Annotated in this window: 14 protein-coding genes and 1 tRNA gene; 10 read left to right on the forward strand and 5 right to left on the reverse strand. The window is 42.3% G+C overall.

The genetic code is table 11. The features are described 5' to 3' along the window. Positions 1 to 46 precede the first annotated feature (46 nt). A complete protein-coding gene (locus tag DWW91_RS01990) occupies positions 47 to 2,287 on the reverse strand; it encodes a trypsin-like peptidase domain-containing protein (RefSeq protein WP_122326783.1) in 2,241 nt (746 codons plus the stop codon). A 156-nt stretch (positions 2,288 to 2,443) separates the two neighbouring features. On the opposite strand from DWW91_RS01990, the gene DWW91_RS01995 reads away from it, so the two are divergent. The 4 genes from DWW91_RS01995 (at position 2,444) to DWW91_RS02010 (ending at position 10,702) form a co-directional block, all read left to right on the forward strand. Then, on the forward strand, positions 2,444 to 4,084 hold the full coding sequence (locus tag DWW91_RS01995; protein ID WP_009860744.1) for a fumarate hydratase: 1,641 nt from the start codon (positions 2,444 to 2,446) through the stop codon (positions 4,082 to 4,084). A gap of 1,004 nt (positions 4,085 to 5,088) precedes the next feature. Further along, positions 5,089 to 8,274: a TonB-dependent receptor gene (locus tag DWW91_RS02000; protein WP_122326784.1), complete on the forward strand. Its 3,186-nt coding sequence runs from the start codon at positions 5,089 to 5,091 to the stop codon at positions 8,272 to 8,274. A 23-nt stretch (positions 8,275 to 8,297) separates the two neighbouring features. Beyond that, positions 8,298 to 10,202, forward strand: a complete 1,905-nt coding sequence (locus DWW91_RS02005) for a RagB/SusD family nutrient uptake outer membrane protein (protein ID WP_010801382.1) — start codon at positions 8,298 to 8,300, stop codon at positions 10,200 to 10,202. A 38-nt stretch (positions 10,203 to 10,240) separates the two neighbouring features. After that, the gene (locus DWW91_RS02010) at positions 10,241 to 10,702 is read left to right on the forward strand and encodes a hypothetical protein (protein WP_233584381.1); all 462 of its coding nucleotides are present in this window, start codon (positions 10,241 to 10,243) and stop codon (positions 10,700 to 10,702) included. Between the two features lie 192 nt (positions 10,703 to 10,894). Here DWW91_RS02010 and pnp read toward each other — a convergent pair whose 3' ends face one another. Further along, positions 10,895 to 13,117, reverse strand: a complete 2,223-nt coding sequence (gene pnp / locus DWW91_RS02015; RefSeq protein ID WP_009860748.1) for a polyribonucleotide nucleotidyltransferase — start codon at positions 13,115 to 13,117, stop codon at positions 10,895 to 10,897. A 203-nt stretch (positions 13,118 to 13,320) separates the two neighbouring features. Here pnp and DWW91_RS02020 point away from each other — a divergent pair, with 203 nt between their 5' ends. The 3 genes from DWW91_RS02020 (at position 13,321) to DWW91_RS02030 (ending at position 15,550) form a co-directional block, all read left to right on the forward strand. After that, positions 13,321 to 14,478 carry a TlpA disulfide reductase family protein gene (locus tag DWW91_RS02020; protein WP_122326785.1) on the forward strand — a complete coding sequence of 386 codons (1,158 nt, stop codon included), beginning with the start codon at positions 13,321 to 13,323 and terminating at the stop codon, positions 14,476 to 14,478. 194 nt (positions 14,479 to 14,672) lie between these two features. Next, positions 14,673 to 15,143: a transcription elongation factor GreA gene (gene greA / locus DWW91_RS02025; RefSeq protein WP_009860750.1), complete on the forward strand. Its 471-nt coding sequence runs from the start codon at positions 14,673 to 14,675 to the stop codon at positions 15,141 to 15,143. An 11-nt stretch (positions 15,144 to 15,154) separates the two neighbouring features. Next, positions 15,155 to 15,550 (forward strand): HIT family protein, encoded by a 396-nt coding sequence (locus tag DWW91_RS02030; RefSeq protein WP_009860751.1) that lies wholly within the window; start codon positions 15,155 to 15,157, stop codon positions 15,548 to 15,550. 209 nt (positions 15,551 to 15,759) lie between these two features. Here DWW91_RS02030 and DWW91_RS02035 read toward each other — a convergent pair whose 3' ends face one another. Both DWW91_RS02035 and DWW91_RS02040 read right to left on the reverse strand, forming a co-directional pair. Then, a complete protein-coding gene (locus DWW91_RS02035; protein WP_122326786.1) occupies positions 15,760 to 16,857 on the reverse strand; it encodes a PspC domain-containing protein in 1,098 nt (365 codons plus the stop codon). Between the two features lie 12 nt (positions 16,858 to 16,869). Then, complete coding sequence (locus tag DWW91_RS02040) at positions 16,870 to 17,196, reverse strand: PadR family transcriptional regulator (RefSeq protein WP_009860753.1); 327 nt, start codon at positions 17,194 to 17,196, stop codon at positions 16,870 to 16,872. Positions 17,197 to 17,416: 220 nt separating this feature from the next. Between DWW91_RS02040 and DWW91_RS02045 the strand changes: the two genes are divergently transcribed. The 3 genes from DWW91_RS02045 (at position 17,417) to DWW91_RS02055 (ending at position 20,557) form a co-directional block, all read left to right on the forward strand. Then, positions 17,417 to 19,225 carry a long-chain fatty acid--CoA ligase gene (locus tag DWW91_RS02045; protein WP_046145699.1) on the forward strand — a complete coding sequence of 603 codons (1,809 nt, stop codon included), beginning with the start codon at positions 17,417 to 17,419 and terminating at the stop codon, positions 19,223 to 19,225. A 52-nt stretch (positions 19,226 to 19,277) separates the two neighbouring features. After that, a protein-coding gene (gene prfB / locus DWW91_RS02050) for a peptide chain release factor 2 (protein WP_122326787.1) occupies positions 19,278 to 20,403 on the forward strand; the annotation gives its coding sequence in 2 pieces (ribosomal slippage) (positions 19,278 to 19,340 and positions 19,342 to 20,403; 1,125 coding nt in all). 80 nt (positions 20,404 to 20,483) lie between these two features. Further along, positions 20,484 to 20,557, forward strand: a tRNA-Ile gene (locus DWW91_RS02055). A gap of 66 nt (positions 20,558 to 20,623) precedes the next feature. Here the strand turns inward: DWW91_RS02055 and DWW91_RS02060 are convergent. Continuing rightward, the gene (locus DWW91_RS02060) at positions 20,624 to 22,417 is read right to left on the reverse strand and encodes an FAD-dependent oxidoreductase (protein WP_122326788.1); all 1,794 of its coding nucleotides are present in this window, start codon (positions 22,415 to 22,417) and stop codon (positions 20,624 to 20,626) included. Positions 22,418 to 22,439 lie beyond the last annotated feature (22 nt).

A 22,439-nucleotide genomic window follows, 5' to 3' on the forward strand; every position in this document is an offset into this window, starting at 1 on the left:
TATCTTACCGGCTTCTGCCGGCTGTTTTCTTATTGTGTATTTTTGATTAAAATAAAATCTTTTGAGTAAAACATTCGTTTCCGTAGCTGATTTGTATCAGATAGATACCTGACGTGGCTGTTGTAGCGGTGATGATGTTTTGTCCCGAATGAACAGTGCCGTTCTGTAAAGTTTTTCCCTCCATCGACAGCACTGAATACCGTGCCTGACGGATTGTTTCCGGTAGCAGGACATGAATTGCTTTGGAAGCTGTTTCCACAAATATGCGGATTGGATTACTTTCGTTAATGGAAGTGTTAGCCGATGCCGTATTGTACTGGATGACCGGGTCGATGAATAAGGAAGTACTCATCGGGGAAGCCGGATGGCTGGTAGCTTCTATCCATTGGCCTTTATAATTGATCCATACGGTATTTTTACTTGTTTCTCCTTTTGGGAGATTGAATGCCGAAAAAGAGGTATTGCCGGCAGCCGATTTGATCTTGTATCCGATGAAGAAATTGCCGGACACATCGATTGGCTCTTTGAAGGTTATAAATGATTCTTGGTCGCGGTTCATCGGCTTGGTAGAATCGATAAAAGCACTTTTGTCATTGAGCGTTACGAATGAAGGGCTGAATGATTCGTTGTGTAATAGTGTTTCCGGTTTATCCGAGCCATTGTAGACGGTGATTTCTACTTCAAGGTCACTCATCTTGCTTATAGCCGGATTTACGATGTATGTGCCGTATATTTTAGCGTTGCCCGTTATTTTATAGGCTTCGGCAAATTCGTTCATCCCCAGTGAGTTGTTGCCGAAAGCTGGGCCTGTACCGGGTGAGGGGAGAGGTGTTGATTCTATCGTGTTGACTTTTCCGCTTTCCTTTATATTGCTCAGGCGGAGGCATGGGGTTGCACTGTAAGGATCAAGTCCCTTGCAGGTCCGTTCGGAGTTTGTTCCTGCCGGGTCGAGCCATATTTTTAATTGTTTGTCGGCATCCGGAGATATTTCCCAGTTTTGGCTTAAGGCGAAATAGAAATCGTTATAAGGACGGGGACAGTCGGACTCTCCTCCGGACAGACCTCCGATAACTAGGCCGTTGCTGTCAAATAACCCGGAACCGGAAGAGCCTCCTGCCGTGCTTCCGTCTGACCATTCCTTTATGTGCCAGTGCCCGTTTTTTATAAAGTTTCCTACCAGAGAGTTGAATGTCGTTAATTCGACTTCTTCTGTCGTGTTAAGTCGCTTTACGGTGCCCTCCGGATGATGGATTCCTACGTATGGGGCAGTGCCCTGGTCCTTGGCATTCCAGCCGGCATAATAAGGCTGATAGTAAGCCGGTGGTGTTTCCATCAGTTGCAGTAAGGCCATGTCGGTCTGTTCGTTGGTCGCCCTGAAGAGGGTGGAGGCCATCGACATTTCTTCCGTACCTCTCATGACTGGTTCGCATAGAGGACTTTCGTAATTGAAATAGGTGACGATATTGCCTGCAATCATTTCATAATCCGGATTCTCAATGTTGAACTGCTTGTTCAAACAATGGGATGCTGTTAACAGGTAAGGTGTGCCGTCGTTTGATGTATTATTAATTAATGTACCGGTACAAAAATCAGTCCCATTGATAATGAGCAGGACGACGCTTCGACCTATCTCATTATATTTATCCGTACTTTCCTGCAGGCAGGCCAGTGTTTTTATGCATCCGATATATGTCCTGCTGTATTCTTGCGGCTCGTATCCTCTGATATTACGATAGTCATGGTTTACTTCACCCACTTTTAGCTTGCCATGAAACGGTACATTAGCCGGTTCCTGATATTCGATAATTAATTCGTCACCTTGTACCGGAGAGACGGGAAGTATGCCCAGTTCGGAGTTGTTCAGATGGTTGAATGCTCCTAATATATGTGTTTGGTCCGGATTGTACAGGAAGAGCTGGGCTCCTTCCGGAATTTCGTATTCAGAAAATAATACATTGATCGAATAAGCTCCGGCCGATCGAATGCCCAGTCGCCATACGCGGGTGCCGTCGGCTTGTGTAAACCAGCTGCCCGAGTTATCCGGAGTAAAATCGGTCATGAATTTGTAGGCAAAATGAAAACTGCTGCGCAAATCGCTTTCGTTGAGTGAGTCGATTCGTAATTGTTCAGCGATGTCAAAAGCAGGCATTTCTTGAAACATACTTCCTGAGCGGGTGCTGAGTATCGTCATCGGAAGTGGTCTGCCTCCGTGACTGATCTGTCCTGTTAAATGGGCGGATACCAACAGGCAGAGGAAAAAAAGAGTGACTAGCTTTTTCATATTCATGCAAATATATGTTTTTCTTTTAATTAATTCTTCCTGTACTACGAACAAATTTGTGAAACCACTCCCGTATTTCGTGATTTTTGTCTAAGTTTGCCAAGCGAAAAAGAATGATTCTGAAATTGTAAAACCAATATTACATAATTAAATAATAAAGATATGGCAACACCTCCTTTCAAGTATCAGGAACCGTTTCCACTGGGACCGGATACAACAGAGTATTATCTGCTTACAAAAGATTATGTGTCGGTATCCGAGTTTGAAGGACAACCGATTCTGAAGATTGCAAAAGAAGGATTAACAGCGATGGCTAATGCTGCTTTCCGTGATGTGGCTTTTATGCTTCGTCCGGCCCACAACGAACAGGTTGCTAAAATCCTGAGCGATCCGGAAGCAAGCGACAATGACAAATTCGTTGCATTGACTTTCCTTCGTAACGCCGAAGTTTCAGCTAAAGGCCAACTTCCTTTCTGTCAGGATACAGGTACGGCTATCATCCACGGTGAAAAAGGCCAGCATATATGGACCGGCTATTGTGATGAAGAAGCGCTTTCTCTGGGTGTTTACAAAACATATACGGAAGAAAACCTGCGTTATTCACAGAATGCACCGTTGAATATGTACGACGAGGTGAATACAAAATGTAACCTGCCTGCACAGATCGACATCGAAGCAACCGAAGGTATGGAATATAAATTCCTTTGTGTAGCGAAAGGTGGTGGTTCTGCCAACAAGACTTATCTGTTCCAGGAAACAAAAGCGATCCTGAATCCGGCAACATTGGTTCCGTTCCTGGTTGAAAAAATGAAAACATTAGGTACAGCTGCCTGTCCTCCTTACCATATTGCATTCGTTATCGGCGGTACTTCAGCAGAAAAGAACCTGCTGACTGTGAAGCTGGCTTCTACTCATTATTATGACAACCTGCCTACAAGCGGTAACGAGTATGGCCGTGCTTTCCGTGATGTCGAACTGGAAAAAGAAGTTTTGGAAGCGGCTCACAACATTGGTTTGGGTGCTCAGTTCGGTGGTAAATATTATGCACACGACGTACGTATCGTTCGTCTGCCGCGTCACGGTGCTTCCTGTCCGGTAGGTATGGGAGTTTCCTGCTCTGCTGACCGTAATATCAAATGTAAGATCAATAAGGAGGGTATCTGGATTGAAAAGATGGATTCTAATCCAGGTCGCCTGATTCCTGAAGAGTTGCGTAATGCCGGCGAAGGTGATGCCGTAAAGATCAACCTGAACCAGCCAATGGCCGATATCTTGAAAGAACTGACTAAATATCCGGTATCCACCCGTCTTTCTCTGAGTGGAACGATCGTAGTTGGTCGTGATATCGCCCATGCAAAACTGAAAGAACGTATCGATAAAGGCGAAGGTCTGCCTCAGTATATCAAGGATCATCCTATTTATTATGCAGGTCCTGCCAAGACTCCGGCCGGAATGGCTTCCGGTTCATTCGGTCCGACAACAGCCGGCCGTATGGATTCCTATGTCGATCTGTTCCAGGACAATGGCGGTAGCATGATTATGATTGCCAAAGGTAACCGTAGCCAGCAGGTAACAGATGCTTGTAAGAAGCATGGCGGTTTCTATCTGGGAAGTATCGGTGGTCCGGCTGCTATCCTGGCACAGGAAAGCATCAAGAAAGTAGAATGTCTGGAATATCCGGAACTGGGTATGGAAGCAATCTGGAAGATCGAAGTAGAAAATTTCCCAGCTTTCATTCTGGTGGACGATAAAGGCAACGATTTCTTCAAACAATTGAAGCCGCGTTGCTCCTGTAGCAAATAAGAACAACTTATTATAAGAGGTGAAAGGCCTGTTCCGTTTATTCGGGGCAGGCTTTTTCTTTCTGTTTTCTTCTTTTCCCTGCCTTGTTGTTACCTGTTCATAGTGATCTTTTCCGATTGAGTTCCTTATGTATTTTATTGCCGATAGCTATGCGCAGACTTACTGATAAATATCGACAAGATTACCTATAATTGTCGATAAGCTTACGTATAGCTATCGGCAACAAAATACATAAGGGAATTGAAACATTTTGTTCGGGATGTATTTTTTTACTAATAGGATACTAATGAGGATATAGAGTCAACGATTATTGTCTATTTGTTAACGAAAAGGAGGATTGGTAGGCTAATTGACAGATCGATGTCTGATAGTTGTTTGATAAATAGGATGTTTGTGTGTTGACTTAAAAGAGTATTCTTCTTTTATTGATTTTGAATTTTTGGAGGATATATTGATTTGTTTATGAAAGAACCGGATCGCTGTGTATTGGTTGGATAAACTTTTCATGGTAGCATAGTTCTCTCAGAACTAAGTTTAATACATGTGCAAAATTAGAATATATTTTAATATTATGCGTCTTTTTTGAAAAAAGATTAACAAATATATTTTATAACATATTGTTGAGTTGTGTACGGTATGATTGCTTCTACATAGCCCCATTGTTTTATTGCATGAAGTCATTGTAAATTAAGTAATGATATTTTAATAGGATAAATGCGTTTTTTATATCTCACACAAATCCCTACATGTTATTATGATTGATATTATACACGTAGGCTTTCAATTTGTTCTATTAAAGTTGGATGCGGAGTCAACATGTTTCCCCCTTTTTTCTGTGATATTTCCTGATCCTTTACAAAATAAGCGATTTGAAGAAAGTTTCTATCGACATAGTTCTGAGAGAACTATGGGATATTATGAAAATATTCTAAAAACAGGTTGCTGATTAAGTACTGTTTTGGATTAGATAGAAATATTATGTAAAACTCTAAATCAAAATGTAGATGGAAATTAAGCCAGTACAAATTCAATCGCTGTCATTTTCTATTCCGCAAAGAATTGTGAAAGGAGTACAGGTCGCTTGTTTGTTGTCATTTGTTTTGCCGGCTTTTGCTGCGGCTGATTCGAATGATTTGTTGACTGTACGGGAGTCCAAGTATGTGGAAATGCAGCAAACCCAGAAAGTTTCGGGTTCTGTTTCAGATGATTTTGGTCCATTGGTTGGTGTCAGTATTCATGTTAAAGGTACTACAAACGGAACTGTAACTGACATGAACGGGAATTTCTCTTTGGAGGCTAAGCCTGGAGATATTCTGGTAATATCTTATGTCGGGTATCTCACTATTGAGCACAAGGTGACTGCCGGTCCTGTCAATTTATCTATGAAGGAAGACACTCAGAAGCTGGACGAAGTAATAGTCCTGGGGTATGGTACGACAACAAAACGTTCGATGATTGCAGCCGTATCAACAGTAAATGCAGAAGAGATGGCTGCTCTTCCGGTAACAAATATCACGCAGGGGTTGGCCGGGCGTTCACCTGGTTTGATTGTACAAGGTAGCGGTGGTGGTATTAATAAGACGAGTACGGTGAGTATTCGCGGTGGTGGCACTCCGCTCGTTGTTATTGATGGCGTTATTCGGGACTATGGAGACTTTGTTGCTTTAGCTCCCGAAAATATTGCGAATTTATCTATTTTAAAGGATGCCTCGGCTACGGCTGTGTACGGTTCGCGTGCTTCTAACGGTATTTTGCAGGTAACGACCAAGCAGGGAAAAGAAGGAAAACCTCAGATTGATTATAACTTCAACCAAAGCTGGTCTCAACCGAATGTATGGCCTGATAAATTGAATTCGTATGAGCGTGCTATACATCGTAATGTGGCGGCAGCGAATGACGGAGTGACCATTCCTTACAATGACGACGATTTACGCATGTTTGCCGATGGTTCGGATCCGTACGGACACCCTAATACAGATTGGCAAAAAGAGGTAATGAAGAATTTTGCTCCGCAACAGAAACATAATATTACGATTAGTGGTGGTGGTGCGAGCAATACTTATTATGCTTCTATAGGTCATATTAACCAGCAATCGCTGTATAAGAGCGATTCGCATTATATGAAACGAACGAATTTTCAATTGACTCAAACTTCAACTTTTAAATCCATTGGCCTGAAAACAACGGCACAGTTGGATGGTTACATGCAGTTTAAAACACATCCGTATACTTCCACATCCAGCGGATACGGGAACGTATTCTCCCATGTCCAGAATAAATCACCGATGGAAATTGGTCGGAATAAATATGGATTGGTGTATAATAATACAGATAATCCGATCGCTGAAATTTCTGATGATGGTGGCTATATTGATGAAAAAGAGAATGTAGTCAACGGCTTGTTGGGGGTTGAATGGGATCTTCCCTGGGTAAAAGGCCTGAAACTGCGGGCGAAGGGCAGTTATCGCTATTATATAAAGGATAATAAGTCCTGGAGAAAAGATGCAGCTCAGTATGCATGGGATTCTCAAGAGCCTACATATGCTTCAAAACCACAGTTGAGCCAGTATGGGGAATTGGGAAATTCCTGGACCTTACAGTATTTTGCCGAATATAACCGTACGTTTGGCAAGCATTCGGTAAGCGCCTTAGGAGGTTACGAATATACAAGCGGTTTTGGACATAGTATGGGCTTGGTCCGTAAGAATTATGATTTCCCGATTGATCAAATTAACCCGGGACCTTCTTCGACGATGGAAAACTCCGGCGGTGAATGGGAAAATGGCCGGGCCGGTTGGGTCGGACAGGTCAAGTATAATTATGATAACCGTTATTTTGTAGAAGCCAGTATGCGTTATGACGGGTCGGATAATTTTCCGAAAGATCATCGTTGGGGTACTTTTTACTCTGGTTCGATCGGTTGGTCGCTGGCAGATGAAGCTTTCATGGAAACCATACGCGAAAAACATATTTTCGATATGTTGAAAATACGTGCCTCTTACGGACAAGTGGGTTTGGATAACTGGGGAAATGACGGGGATACGTATCACATCGGACGTTTTGCCTATCTGACATCTTACGGATTAGGCGGCCAGGAGTATGTAATGAATGGTGAGTATGTACCCGGTTTTTGGGAAGGGAGCTTGCCTTCTCCTGATTTGACTTGGTTTACCACTGATCAGTTTGATGCCGGATTCGATTTTAGTTCGTTGAATAATAGATTGTACGGCTCTTTCGACTATTTCTATTATGCAACCAAAGGTTTCTTATATGCACCGGATGCATTGGATGTTGGTTATACCGATCCGTTGGGTGTATCGCTTCCTAAAATATCGACAGATGGGGAACATCGTCGTGCCGGTGTGGAGTTTCAATTGGGTTGGCGCGATGATATTGGTGATTTCCATTATGATGTAGCCTTTAATTTTACAAAATTTGATGAGTTATGGGCTAACAACCCGTCTGAGTCACTTGAAAATAAGAAAAATCCTTACAAGCGTACAACCCAGCAACGGGGATATGCCGGTGTCTATTATGAGAATATGGGCTTTTATAAGGATGCAAATGATGTATATAACAGTGTGCAACGTACAGGTTCCCACTCACTAACGGCAGGTGATCTTAAATATTATGACTTTAATGGGGATGGCGTTATTGATGGGGCCGACCAGCATCGTTTGGGTAAAAGTAGTTTCCCGCGTGCCAACTATGGATTGAACATCAATTTATCTTATAAAGGATTTTCTTTCAGTACCCTCTTTCAGGGGGCAACCCGTTTTGATATGTATTTAGGTAGTGTGCTGATGATGAGTGATGCCAATACCGGTTCAAGTCCTACCTATGAGTTTCAAACGGACTATTGGACACCGGAGAATACTGATGCCAAATTTCCGCGTTTGTTGTCTTCTACCGGAAATAATGGTTCTAATAATACAGTCGGAAGTGATTTCTGGTTGATTAACGGAGGATATTTGCGAATGAGGGACATTCAGGTCGGATACGATTTCAAGCGTATACTATTGAAGAAGACCTCGTGGATCACTCGGTTGAATGTGGCTTTGAGCGGACAAAATATTTTTACTATTTCGGAGGCTACAAAGTACGGAATAGACCCTGAAAACGGATCAGCCAACCGTTATGATTATCCAAATGAGCGCGTGTTCGCGATCAACTTTGGTATAGGATTTTAATTGAAAATAAAAACAGAACTGATATGAATAAATATTTAAAATATGGTTTGCTGTGTTTCACTGGTGGAGTTCTCGCTACTTCTTGTGATGTGATGGATACAAAACCGATGGAATCGTATGATGAGGATTTGGTGTGGTCTTCCAAAGAAACCGCCGATGCTTTTGTGACAGAGGTGTATAAATCCTCGGTAGCCCTATATGCCGGAGAGTATGCTTATCTGGAATCATATACACCGAATGGAATCCATAGCGATTTGACAAACCTGGATGCTTTTCCTACTGAAGTGGGGATGGACCGGACAACGAATATGGGATTCGGCTATTTCGCTAATTTAAGGAATTGTAATTTGATTATCGAAAAAGCTGCTGCTGCCACTGCACTTACAGAGGCACAAAAGTCGGAATTGATTGCCGAAGGTCATTTCCTCCGTTCGTTAGTGAATTTTTATCAGACGCTTTGGGAAGGTCGTTTTGTCCCAATCATGAAGGTGTTGACCCCCGAGTCTACAGAAGATTTTAAGACTCCGCTGACTGCTAATGTAGCAGAAAGTTATAAACTGGTAATTGACGATATGAATGCTGGTATTGAAGGACTTCCTGAAGAATCGGCTTCAGGACGCGTCAATAAGTATGTAGCTTATGCTTTTCGTTGTCGTGCAGCGCTCCAAGCTTATGCTTATACGAAAGATGCGTCTTATCTGGATATGTGCATTGAATCAGCGAATGCAGTTATTAATTCTGGTAAATATACATTGAGCAGTAATTATGGCGAGATGTTCCAAAAGGCAGGAGCTTATGATAATGAGATTATTTTGGGTTATTACCGTTTGGAGAAGAACACGAATTGCGGTTCATTCAGTGAAATGATTAGTTGTGTGCCGAATGTAAATAATGATGAAATAGCCAATTCAAATGCATCTCCATTATTTAAAGATGCTGGCGGACGTTCGTTTGAAGGCTGGGCCAGTTATTTCCCGACACAGGATATGGTAGACCAATATCTTGTCATTGATGAAGTGGATGGAAAGGCAAAACCTTGGAATGAAACGGCACAGTACAAAAATAGTGTAAAGGAAGAAGACCCCTCGGCGTTGCAGGTCGGTGATTTTGTCAAAGTTGAATTGACTGGGCGGGTAGTACCGGATGAAGATGATATGGGTTCTACCGAAAAGGGGAAAAAGATTGTACGTTACGGACGTGTAACGGATGATTCCCGTATCAATGAGATTATGTATAATAATCGTGACAAACGTTTTTACGGAACGATAGTGTATGATTCTTGTACTTGGTTAAGCGGCGAGCTAGTGACACTTTGTTGCCAGGGTAATTTGTGGGCCGGTGTACGTAAAGACCAAGCGGATTCCTGGTATACTACGGCATCTGGTTATTATTGGAGGAAGAATGTTTATGAAGTTTCTCCTCGTTTTTATGTCTCGAATAATACGGATTATCATTTTGTATTGGCTCGTTTAGGAGAGATGTATATGAACCGTGCTGAAGCTTACTTGCTGAAAGGCGAAATAGATAAAGCAGTAGCAGATTTGAATGTGACACGTACACAACATGGCGGATTACCTCCTTCTATGGCTGTAACGGAGGAAGAGGCATGGCGGGATTATATTCGCGAACGTCGTGTTGAAATGGCTTATGAAGGTAATTTATACTGGAGTTATTTGCGCTGGGGCAAATATGGCGGATATGCAAATGAAGGGGAAAAGGCTAATGGTGTTATTCAGGCGTTAAACCGTCCTGTCCATAAGATTCAGATAACAAAAGACCGTAAGCGTTATTTCATTGGACAGATCGTAAGAAACAGAGCCTGGAACAGAAATTTTACAACAAAACGTTATTTAATGCCTATTCCGCAATCTGCGATTGATAGACGCGCAGCGAGTGGAATTACTGATGAACAGAATCCGGGTTGGTAAATTTAAAAATGAATATGAGTATGAAAAAATATAGTTATTTGTTATTCTTGTCCATTCTTTTCACTCTATCTTCTTGCCTTACGGGAGGATTGGAAGATCTGCCTGAGTTTGAAGAGAATGAGATTAGCGGGGTACAACGTGTAGAGTATCGTTATATAAGCGATGAGGTTTCGAACGCAAGCGGACAGCAGATCGTGAAAAAAGTCGAACTTGGACGATCTAATATTGTTATTGATAAGGAGGCTAGTACAGTTAGTCTGGATGTATCAGTTCCTGCTGCCAATGAAGGATCTTTTCCGGCGTCAGAGTGGGAGAAATGTTCAGTAAATAATATAGGTGTGATGGTCACTTTGTCTACGGCTGCCAGAATTACTCCTAAAGAAGGATCGCCTGCTTTAGGTGTTCCTGGTGATTGGTCTAAACCCAATAAATATCTTGTAACAGCAGCTAATGGAGAGCAACGGGAGTGGACGATTACAATTGTTAATTTTACGAAGTAAACAGTCCGTTTTTTCAATATAATTTTTAGGTGGGGGATTCTATAAAGAATCCCCTTTTTTTGTCAAATGGTTTCGATATCCGTAACAGTTTTCCACGAAGATATGTACCAATCAGCTTTCCGGATAGTACAAAAAAAGAGCTACCCTTCGCAGGATAGCTCTTTATATATAAATGTATAAGAAAGTTGTCTATTAACGATCGTTACGGTTGTTGCGGTCTCCGCGATCCTGGCGAGGGCCACGGTCCCCACGTTCCGGTCTCGGACCTCTTTCAGGTCTTGGCGGACGTTCTTCGTAACCTTCTGGTTTCGGAAGCAATACTTTGCGTGACAGTTTGAACTTACCTGTTTTAGCGTCGATGTCTACCAGTTTAACCTGAATTGTATCACCTTCTTTCAAACCTGCCTGTTCTACTGTTTCCAGACGTTTCCAGTCGATTTCAGAGATGTGAAGCAGACCGTCTTTACCCGGCATGAATTCAACGAATGCACCGTAAGGCATGATAGAAGAAATCTTTCCTTCGTATACTTCACCGATTTCAGGAACGGCAACGATACCTTTGATCGCTCTGATAGCAGCATCGATCGTATCTTTGTTTGTTCCGGAGATTTCGATCTTACCTACACCGTCAACTTCTTCAATTGTGATAACAGCGCCGGTCTTTTCCTGGATACCCTGGATAATCTTTCCACCCGGGCCGATCACTGCGCCGATAAATTCTTTGCCGATCGTCATTGATTCGATGCGCGGAGCGTGCGGTTTCAGTTCGGCACGTGTTTCCGGCTGAGCTTCCATGATTTTACCCAGAATGTGCATACGGCCTTCTCTTGCCTGAGCCAATGCGTTTTCAAGGATTTCGTATGACAGACCGTCTACCTTGATATCCATCTGGGTAGCTGTGATACCGTCTGCTGTACCTGTTACCTTGAAGTCCATGTCTCCCAGGTGGTCTTCGTCACCTAAGATATCCGACAGGATGGCATAGTTCTGACCTTTGTTTTCAGAGATAAGACCCATTGCGATACCTGATACCGGTTTCTTCATCGGAACGCCGGCGTCTCTCAGAGCCAGTGTACCAGCACAAACAGTTGCCATAGAAGAAGAACCGTTTGATTCGAGGATATCGGAGATTACGCGTACAACATAAGGGTAGCCATCCGGAATCATGCGTTTTAAAGCGCGGTGAGCCAGATTTCCGTGGCCGACTTCACGACGTCCTACGCCACGTGATGCTTTTGCTTCACCAGTTGAGAACGGAGGGAAGTTATAATGTAATAAGAAACGTTCTTTGCTGTGGTTCAGTACGTCGTCAACCATCTTTTCGTCGGCTTTGGTACCGAGTGTAACAGTTGTCAGCGACTGAGTTTCGCCACGTGTGAAAACTGCTGATCCGTGAGGTCCCGGAAGGTAATCCGTTTCGATCCAGATCGGACGGATCTCCGTTGTTTTACGGCCGTCCAGACGTTTTCCTTCGTCAAGGATAGCGCGGCGCATGGCTTCTTTCTCTACATCGTGGTAGTAACGGCCGATCATTTCGGCTTTAGCTTCCAGTTCTTCTTCAGAGAAATTAGCTTTATATTCTTCTATGATTGCCTGGAAAGCATCGAAACGCTGGTGTTTGTCCGTACCCGATGTTGCAACGGCATATGCTTTTGCGAAACATTTGTCATGTACGTCTTTGCGCAGTTCTTCGTCGTTTTCTTCGTGGCAGTATTCGCGTTTAACGAGCTTGCCGCAAGCTTCCGACAGTTCAAGCTGAGCCTGGCACTGTACTTTGATAGCTTCGTGTGCAACCTTGATTGCATCCAGCATGTCTGATTCCTGTACTTCAGACATTTCACCTTCAACCATCATGATGTTGTCGATTGTTGCAGCAACCATCATATCGATGTCTGCTTTATCCAATTCAGAGAATGTCGGGTTGATAATAAATTTACCATCGACACGGGCTACGCGAACTTCAGAGATCGGTCCGTTGAAAGGTATATCTGAAACAGCCAGGGCAGCAGAAGCTGCTAAACCAGCCAATGCATCCGGCATATCTTCGCCGTCAGCAGAGAACAATATAACGTTTACATATACTTCAGCGTGGTAATTGTCCGGGAATAACGGACGCAAAGCGCGGTCAACGAGGCGCGATGTCAGGATTTCATAATCGGAAGCCTTTCCTTCTCTTTTTGTGAAACCTCCGGGAAAACGGCCAAATGCGGAGTACTTTTCTTTGTATTCAACTTGCAGCGGCATAAAGTCAACACCGGGATTTGCATCTTTAGCGGCACAAACAGTAGCCAGCAACACAGTGTTGCCCATACGTACGGTAACCGCACCGTCCGCCTGTTTTGCCAATTTCCCGGTCTCGATGGTGATGGTTCTTCCATCAGCCAACTCGATCGTCTTGTTAATTGGATTAAGCATAATCTTCTTTCTTATTTTTCTATCTGTAAAAATTGGTGCAAATGTAATGAAAGTTTACCTGTAAACACATGAAAATGAAAATAAAAAACATCAGAAAAGCCCTTTTTTATAAAAATAAAAGGAAGATTTTGAGAATAATAGTGCCACAATTGTAAAATAATGTATATTTGCATCGGAATTACGAACATTGTAAAGAAAAAAGGATGAAACAAATATCTGAGCAATTACTGGTTATTTTCGGAATTTGTATGCTGTTGTTTACTGCATGTAACAAGGCATCGGATTTTACAGTGAAGGGAGTTGTATCCGGAGCCGACGGTCAGACAATGTATCTGGAGAATGTGGGCATATCAAATATCGAATTGTTGGATTCGGTGAAACTGACTGCTGCCGGTAAATTCAAGTTTACCCATAAACGTCCGGAATTTCCGGATTTTTATCGTTTGCGTCTGAATAATCAATTGATAAATTTTGCGATCGACTCGGTTGAGACAGTTACTTTTGCTGCTGATGCCGGAACGTTTGCCACTTCTTATTCCGTTGAAGGATCTGAAAACAGTAAAGCGATCAAAGCGATCACCCTGGCACAGTTGGATGCGAACCAGGCGATCGGTCGTTTACGTAAAGAATATGAGGATAAGCATATTGCTGATACGACATACCGTGCAAGAATCCTGGAAACAGCAGAGGCTTATAAGGATGTAGCCCGTAAATATATTTATGCAGCTCCGATGTCGACAGCAGCTTATTTTGCTTTGTTTCAGCAGATCGACGGACTATTGTTCTTTGACCTCTATGACAGAAATGATGTAAAGGCTTACGGAGCAGTGGCTACCAGTTACGATCATTTCTATCCGGGAAGTCCGCGTTCGAAACATCTTTACAACCTGACTTTGCAGTCTATGAAGGTGCTTCGTGCACAGCGTCCGGTAAATCTGGATGATGTGAAAACGACAGAAGTGAGTTTTCTGGATATTGAATTGCCGAACCTGAAAGGGGAGGTGGTTAAACTATCTTCTGTGGCAGAAGGAAAGCCGGTTATTATTAATTTTACAGCTTATCAGGCTGAATGGTCTCCGGCATTGAATATGGCTTTGGGCGAATTATATACGCAGTATCATAGTCAGGGTTTGGATATTTATCAGGTGTCTCTGGACTCTGATGCTCACTTCTGGAAGAATGCGGCATCAAACCTGCCTTGGGTAGCTGTTCGTGATCCGCAGTCTGTCTACTCTCAGATAGCCGGATTGTATAATGTGAAACAACTCCCGGCGATCTTCATCCTTGACCGCAAAGGTAATCTGGTTAAACGGGTGGATGACGTGAAAAATCTGGCGGCAGATGTAAAAGCTGTACTTTAATATAGTAGCTAACAATCAGATTTATATGTTGTAAAGCACTTGTGAGGGTTTGTGCATTTTGAAAAGATGTCTTATCTTTGCAATGTCTAAAATAAAGAGAAAAAGGAGTTCCGGCCAGGTTGTTGGTCGGGATTCTTTTTTTATTATGCAGTAATAAATATTAATTTTTAAATCAATAATTAGGAGGATTTAGTATGGCTGTTAGTTATATGACAGAAGACGGCTACAATAAGATTTTAGCTGAAATCAACTATTTGGAAACCGTGAAGCGTCCTGAAATTTCTGCCCAGATTGCTGAAGCCAGGGATAAAGGTGACTTGTCTGAAAATGCAGAATATGACGCTGCAAAGGAGGCTCAAGGCATTATGGAAGCAAAACTGGCCCAGTTGAAGGGGTTGATATCTAATGCACGTCTGATAGATGAATCACGTGTTCAGACTGACGAAGTTCAGATTCTGAATAAGGTGAAGATCAAAAATACGAAGAATAATATGGTAATGACATATACATTGGTCTCCGATTCGGAAGCAAACCTGAAAGAAGGAAAGATTGCCGTGAGTACACCGATTGCAAAAGGACTGATGGGAAAGAAAGTCGGAGACGTGGTGGAAATCAAAGTTCCGTCTGGATTGATGACTTTTGAAATAATGGATATATCAATTTAATACAATAAGATATGGCAACAATATTCAGTAGAATAGTGGCTGGCGAGATACCCTGCCATAAGGTTGCGGAAGACGAAGAATTCTTCGCCTTCCTGGATATTAATCCGGTTGCAAAAGGGCATACTTTAGTGATTCCGAAGAAAGAAATTGACTATATTTTTGATCTGGAAGACGCATTGTTAGGGCGAATGATGGCTTTTGCCAAGCGTGTGGCCCGTGCTCAGGAAGCGGCTATTCCCTGCAAACGTGTAGGGATAGCTGTAATGGGATTGGAAGTGCCTCATGCGCATATCCATTTAATCCCTATAACAAAGGAATCGGATATGTATTTTGGAGGTGAGAAAATGACAATAACTCAGGATGAGTTGGCAGCGGTAGCTGCCTTGATAAAAAAAGCGTACAAATAATTGGTCAAAGGCTTTTTTTATTGGAAATAATACGTATATTTGTAACCACTATTACTGTATTGTTTTAGAACGGCAGAAATAGTGGTTTTTTTAATGATTCATTAGTGGTTTTTACTCATAAATTTGTTAACCTTAGAAGAAAGGCCCCTCTGAGACAGAGCGGCCTTCTTTTTTAAACACACAAATTATAAACAAATCTTTTTATCTCCCTATATATGTATTGAAAAATTAGAGTTATGCCATAAGTACGGACTAAGTGCCGGTAATCCCAAGTTTACAAAGTAAATGATACTTCCAATAAGTGCTAGTATCCAAATGACCAGTAGTGTCCATTTTGCCGGATTAGGTAATGGTTTCAAATTGAATAATTGACCGAATATGGCAAAAAGTAATGCTATTGCAGGTATTCCGATCAGTAAGATGATACCGATACAGCCTATCACTGCCATATAAACGGGAATTCCGTTGTAAAGATCCATTCCGAAAGGAGAAAGCTGATATAATATGCCTGCACCTCCTCCAATCAGGGCGACTGTTATAACAAACAGTATAAATACGACCAGTAAGAGAGGAGGGAGCAAAATGATACCTACCAAGACTGCTCCGAATTTTAAGAGGAAGCCGAATACTGTGACAAATAGATCAGCTATTTTCTGAAAAAAACTTCTTGGTTTATCTGAACTTATATAATCGTTTACGTTATTGCTGACTTTTTCAAATCCATCAGTAACGGTTTGTCCGATGGTTTCGAGCGTTACGCTTTTACCTCTCATGATCAATCTGTCTGCGGCAGTCCTGGCCAACGGCATGACCATCCATAAAACAATATATAATATAGCCATCCAATGTACGACCGGAATGAATAACAGCAGAATCATTGCCAGTCTGACAGCGGTGGCGTCCCATCCCATATAGGCTGCAATACCGGCTGCTACACCACCGATTACCCGGTTGTCCGGGTCACGCATCAACTTTTTCTTGCCGGTAATGACCTGTTCCTGATAAGTCCGTTTCTTAGCATTCTCTTTTTCTTCTTCAGTCTCTTCCTCGAATATCTCTTCCGGTTTACCCATGCGGTTGATCACCTCTTCTACATGTTCGATCGTGATCACCTCATGTCCCAGGCGTACCCGTTCACCGAACAACTCCGAAATACGCATTTCGAAATCGTTCATGATCTCCTCGGAACCTTCTTCTTTACGGAAATGTATACGTAAATTAGAAAGATATTTATCCAGTAACTGGTATGCATCTTCGTCAATGTGGAAAACAGTTCCTCCCAAATTAACTGTAAGTGTCTTCTTCATTGTTTTCTAATTTTAATTGTTTCTGATGTGGTTTATTGTATCATTTAGTTCCTGCCAGGAGTTTTCCAGTTCACCGAGGAATTCTTCCCCTTTCGAAGTGAGTTGGTAATACTTACGGGGCGGTCCCTGCGTAGACTCTATCCACTGATAACTTAACAGTTCACTGTTCTTTAAACGGGTCAAGAGCGGATATAAAGTACCTTCTACTACAATCAATTTTGCTTCTTGTAACTTCTGAATAATGTCAGAGGTGTAAGCCGGCTCTTTTTTGAGAAGCAACAGGATACAATATTCCAGTGTCCCCTTTCTCATCTGTGATTTTACGTTCTCTGCATTCATCGCTTATAGTTTTATGTTGCAAATATATGTATTGCCTGTGTACTATGCAATACATGCTACTGTAATTATCCTATTTTAACATCTTTCGGGTGGCGGTCTGCCTGTATTTCTGAATCCATTTTTGCACAAAAAGTGCAATTGTGTGTAAAAAAAGGAGCGAAAGTGTTGCTATTCAGTAGGAAACCCGTACTTTTGTTGTATCAATTCAAAAAGAAGAATTATGGTTTATTACCACTATGCCGAGTTAATTCACAGACAGGCTGAAAAGTATGGTTCACGTACAGCTTTAAAATACCGTGATAATGAAAGCGGGAAATGGTTAAAGATCTCATGGAGAGAATTCTCAGAGAAAGTAATGCTTACAGCAAAGGCTATGGCTGAGTTTGGGATAGAAGTACAGGAAAAGATCGGTATCTATTCTCAAAATATGCCGCAATGTTTATTCACAGATTTCGGTGCATACGGAAACCGGGTGATTTCTATCCCGATGTATGCAACTAACTCTCCTGCTCAGATAGAATATATTATTAATGATGCGGAGATACATACGCTATTTGTGGGTGAACAGTTGCAATATAATAATGCCTTTAAGGTACAAAAAGAATCTGCCGTCTTAAAACGTCTGATTATTTTTGATCCGGCCGTTAAGTTGAATCCGGAAGATAAGACTTCTATTTATTTTGATGACTTTCTGCGTCTGGGCGACAATGCACATGCCGAGACTACTGTAAAGATCCGTATGAATGAGGCTAGTGCTGATGATGTGGCTACTATTATGTATACTTCGGGCACGACCGGTGAATCAAAGGGGGTCGTTCTTCATCATTTTAATTATCTGGAAGCGATGCGTATCCATGATATCCGTTTGCCGATGGTCAATGACAAGGATACATCTATGTGTTTCCTTCCGCTGACCCATATCTTTGAGAAGGCATGGACTTGCTATTGTCTGCATAAAGGGGTGAAGATTGCGATTAACCAGGATCCGAAGATGATCCAGAAAACATTGCCGGAAGTTCATCCGACGCTGATGTGTAATGTGCCGCGTTTCTGGGAAAAAGTATATGTGGGAGTACATGAGAAAATCAATTCCTCGGCACCTTTCATGAAGAAGATTTTTATGGATGCGATAGAGACTGGACGTCTGTATAATCTGGAATATAAGAATAAAGGTATCGAAGCCCCTTTCTGCCTGAAAACCAAATTTAAGTTTTATGATAAGACTGTCTTTACCCTACTGAAAAAAGTGCTGGGTATTGAAAGAGGACGTTTATTTCCGGTTGCAGGGGCTCCGTTGTCTGATACGGTGAATGAATTCCTTCAGTCCGTTAATATTCCTATTGTCTATGGGTACGGATTGAGTGAAACGACGGCGACAGTTTGTTTCTATCCGGAAATAGGTTTTCAATTCGGTTCGATCGGTGAAATAATGCCGGGAGTAGAAGTTAAAATAGACGAGAGTAACGGAGAAATTCTTGTCAAAGGTAAAACAGTTACTACAGGTTATTATAATAAACCGGAAGAAAATGCGCGGTCATTTACTGAAGACGGCTTTTTCCGTACCGGGGATGCCGGACGTATGGAAGGAAACATTTTGTTCTTTACGGAACGCATCAAGGACCTTTATAAGACCTCAAATGGTAAATATATAGCTCCGCAAGCAATAGAAATAGAGATGGGGAGCGATAAGTATATCGAACAGATTGCTGTTATCGGCGACCAGCGTAAATTTGTCAGTGCTCTGATCGTGCCGGCTTATGCTTTGCTGGAAGAATATGCGGAAAAGAAGGGTATCGCGTATAGTAGTCGTGAAGAACTTTTGGCCAGTAATGAAATCATCCGCCTGATAGAGTCGCATATAGAGGAACATCAGAAAAATATGGCTTCTTACGAGAAGATCAAACGGTTCACTCTTCTTCCCCAGCCTTTTACGATGGAGGGGCGTGAGTTAACGGATACATTGAAATTACGTCGTCCGGTTGTTTTGCAAAAATATGCGAATGAGATTGAAGCGATGTATGCAGAGTAAACTGACAATTAATTTCCTATCTTTGCACAAAATTTAAAATAAGAAGAATATTATGATAACATCAGACCAACTACAGAATGTGTTGGAGCGCGAGAACGCGCTGAGGGGGTATCTTTGACATAGATGGTAAGACCATCCAGTTAGAAGAAGAAGAACTGCGTACACAGGACCCCGGCTTCTGGGAAGATGCCAAACGGGCAGAGGCTCAGATGAAGAAAGTAAGAGAACTGAAGAAGTGGATCGAACTTTACAACGAGGTAAATGCGGCAGCAGAGGAGTTGCAGTTGGCTTATGAATATGTAAAAGAAGAGATTATCACCGAAGATGAAGTCGATGCGGCTTATGCCAAGGCTTTGGATCTGGTAGAGAATCTGGAGTTCCGGAATATGCTTCGTGACGAGGCAGACCAGATGAGTTGCGTACTCAAGATCAATTCCGGTGCCGGTGGTACGGAAAGTCAGGACTGGGCTTCCATGCTGATGCGTATGTATTTGCGTTATGCGGAATCTCATAATTATAAAGTATCCATTGCAAATTTGCAGGAAGGTGACGAGGCGGGTATCAAGACTGTCACGATCAATATTGAAGGCGATTATGCTTTCGGGTATCTGAAAAGTGAGAATGGCGTGCATCGCTTGGTTCGTGTTTCTCCCTACAATGCACAGGGAAAACGAATGACATCTTTTGCATCTGTATTCGTTACTCCGCTGGTTGATGATACGATTGAGGTAAAGATTGAAACAGCCGCTATTTCATGGGATACTTTCCGTTCAGGCGGTGCCGGTGGACAGAATGTGAACAAGGTGGAATCAGGGGTACGCTTGCGTTACCAATTCAAAGATCCTTACACAGGTGAGGAGGAAGAGATCCTGATTGAAAACACTGAAACGCGCGACCAGCCGAAGAACCGTGAAAATGCGATGCGTCAGTTGCGTTCTATCCTGTACGATAAGGAATTGAAACATCGTTTGGCAGAACAGGCAAAGATCGAAGCCGGTAAGAAGAAAATTGAATGGGGATCACAGATCCGCAGTTATGTTTTCGATGATCGTCGTGTCAAAGACCATCGTACAAACTACCAGACATCCGACGTAAATGGTGTCATGGACGGCAAGATCGATGAATTTATCAAGGCTTACCTGATGGAATTTGGCGGTGAGGAAGCAGCTGAAAAGTAAAGTTTTTACAAGAATACTTGCAGAATCCGATTAAAAGTCGTAATATTGCACCCGATTTCAGAGTAAGCCTCTGAAACACCGGTCCTATAGCTCAGTTGGTTAGAGCACCTGACTCATAATCAGGGAGTCCTTGGTTCAAGCCCAAGTGGGACCACGAAAATGAAGCGAATTGTCTAATTATTAGATAATTCGCTTTTTTGTTATTCTGTTTAGTATGATTTTAATCATACTCTTCGGTTAACAATTGGATCAGTTTTTCCAGATGTTGTGTATATATATCGCGGGGGGAACAGTTATATTTTTTGCATAAGAAAGCTGCCATCCCGACCACTTCTCCCATCATTCCTGTAGTTTGCATAACTCTGACTGTTCCCAAGGCAATATGAGTAACACTGATATTACGACCTGCCATAAATAGGTTATTGATGTCTTTTGAGTAAAAGCATCTGTACGGTATATGATAGGGCTCGAACTCCCGGTTATGATCTGCTATGCCTAGAAACTCATTTCCCGGATAATATTGACTGTTTTTGGGATCCGGGTAGTGAAGATCGATTCCCCATGTTGTTGTAACGCATGCGTCCGGGTATTGTATCCGATTGTTTATATCCAGTTCTGAGAGGATCAGATCACCGATTAACCGGCGGGATTCTCTTTTTCCGGCAATGAATGACATCCATTCCAGTCTCCAGTTGGAATATTGTTTTCTTTTCTGATTTTTAAGGTAAGACCAATGCCCATAAATAACCCGGAAATTGTAATCCCTTACTTCTTCCGCCTGTTCGACTTTATCTTTATAAAAGCCAGACTCCCAGAACCAGGCACTTGCTGTGTTTTCTAAATGATAGTCATCACTGAATTGAACAGCCCACGGGCATAAAGGAAATTCCGAAGATTTTTCTTCGAAGCGGGCAAACCAATGGTTGGTTGTACCCATTGTTAAACTGTCACTTGTCTGTGGGGCCTTAGGTTCCTTGGTAAGAGAAAAACTTTCTCTGCCACTTCTATAGTCTGCTCCTGCGACAACACCGAGAGTTGCATCTCCGGTACAATCAGCAAAAAGAGGAGAGATGAAGCGGAGTTCTTGATTATTTTCTACATTTTTAGCAAGAACTGCTGCTATGTGATCTCCTGTTTTTTCTACATTATAAACGTGGGTAGAAAGAAATAAAGTAATGTTCTTCTCATTTTTAACGATGTCCAGTTTTCTTTTATCTCCATATTGATCTGCAGAGGCTATTTCATTGGTAGTACCTGTATTCAGTTCCCTTACGATACGTCCTAATTTAGGATAGAGGTTATGATAGATGTCTCCGGACATAGGAAGCCGGACTTCTGAGCTGTTATTACCACCTAAAACCGGCCGGTTTTGTATAAGAGCAACTTTTAGTCCTAATCTGGCAGCCTGGATGGCTGCACATGTACCGGCAACTCCCCCTCCGGCAATTACGAGATCGTATGTTCCGGCTTCTTTGGGTTGCTTTGGTAAATGTAACATTTTTCGTCTGAACAACTTTAGAGCATCTTTGGATGCCGGTGGCTGGTCATTTTTCTTTTGGGTTAGATAGATGGCATCTACCCGGCCTTCAAATCCGGATAAATCGTTTATTGACAGGGTAATCTTTGGTTGTTCGATCATAGAGACACCTGCATATACCCAATGCCATGAGGAATTACCATCTTGCCCTAAGACTATTGGTAATGTGTCGTTATCGATTGCGATAGTGAATTTTCCGGGACCTGTAGGGTAGGGAGCCCAGTCTTTGGTACGAACCCATAGATGATAATTTCCGGATTTTTTTATTTGTATGATTGTTCTGGCTGGCTGGACCGGTTTTCCTAATCCATGAGCCAGAAGATAAGCGGATCCCATTTGATCTATAAATTGAGGGTCAACGATCCATCCTCCTTTTTCCTGAAATTGTTCTGCTTCCACCCATATTTGTCCGGATGCAGATATGACAGGCAGGAAAAAGAGCATTATGACTACTGTGAGTAAGTTTTTTACTTTCATATACGATTGATTTTTAAGAGTA

Origin of the sequence: Parabacteroides sp. AF17-3 (assembly GCF_003635445.1) — a bacterium.
Lineage (GTDB): Bacteria > Bacteroidota > Bacteroidia > Bacteroidales > Tannerellaceae > Parabacteroides > Parabacteroides goldsteinii.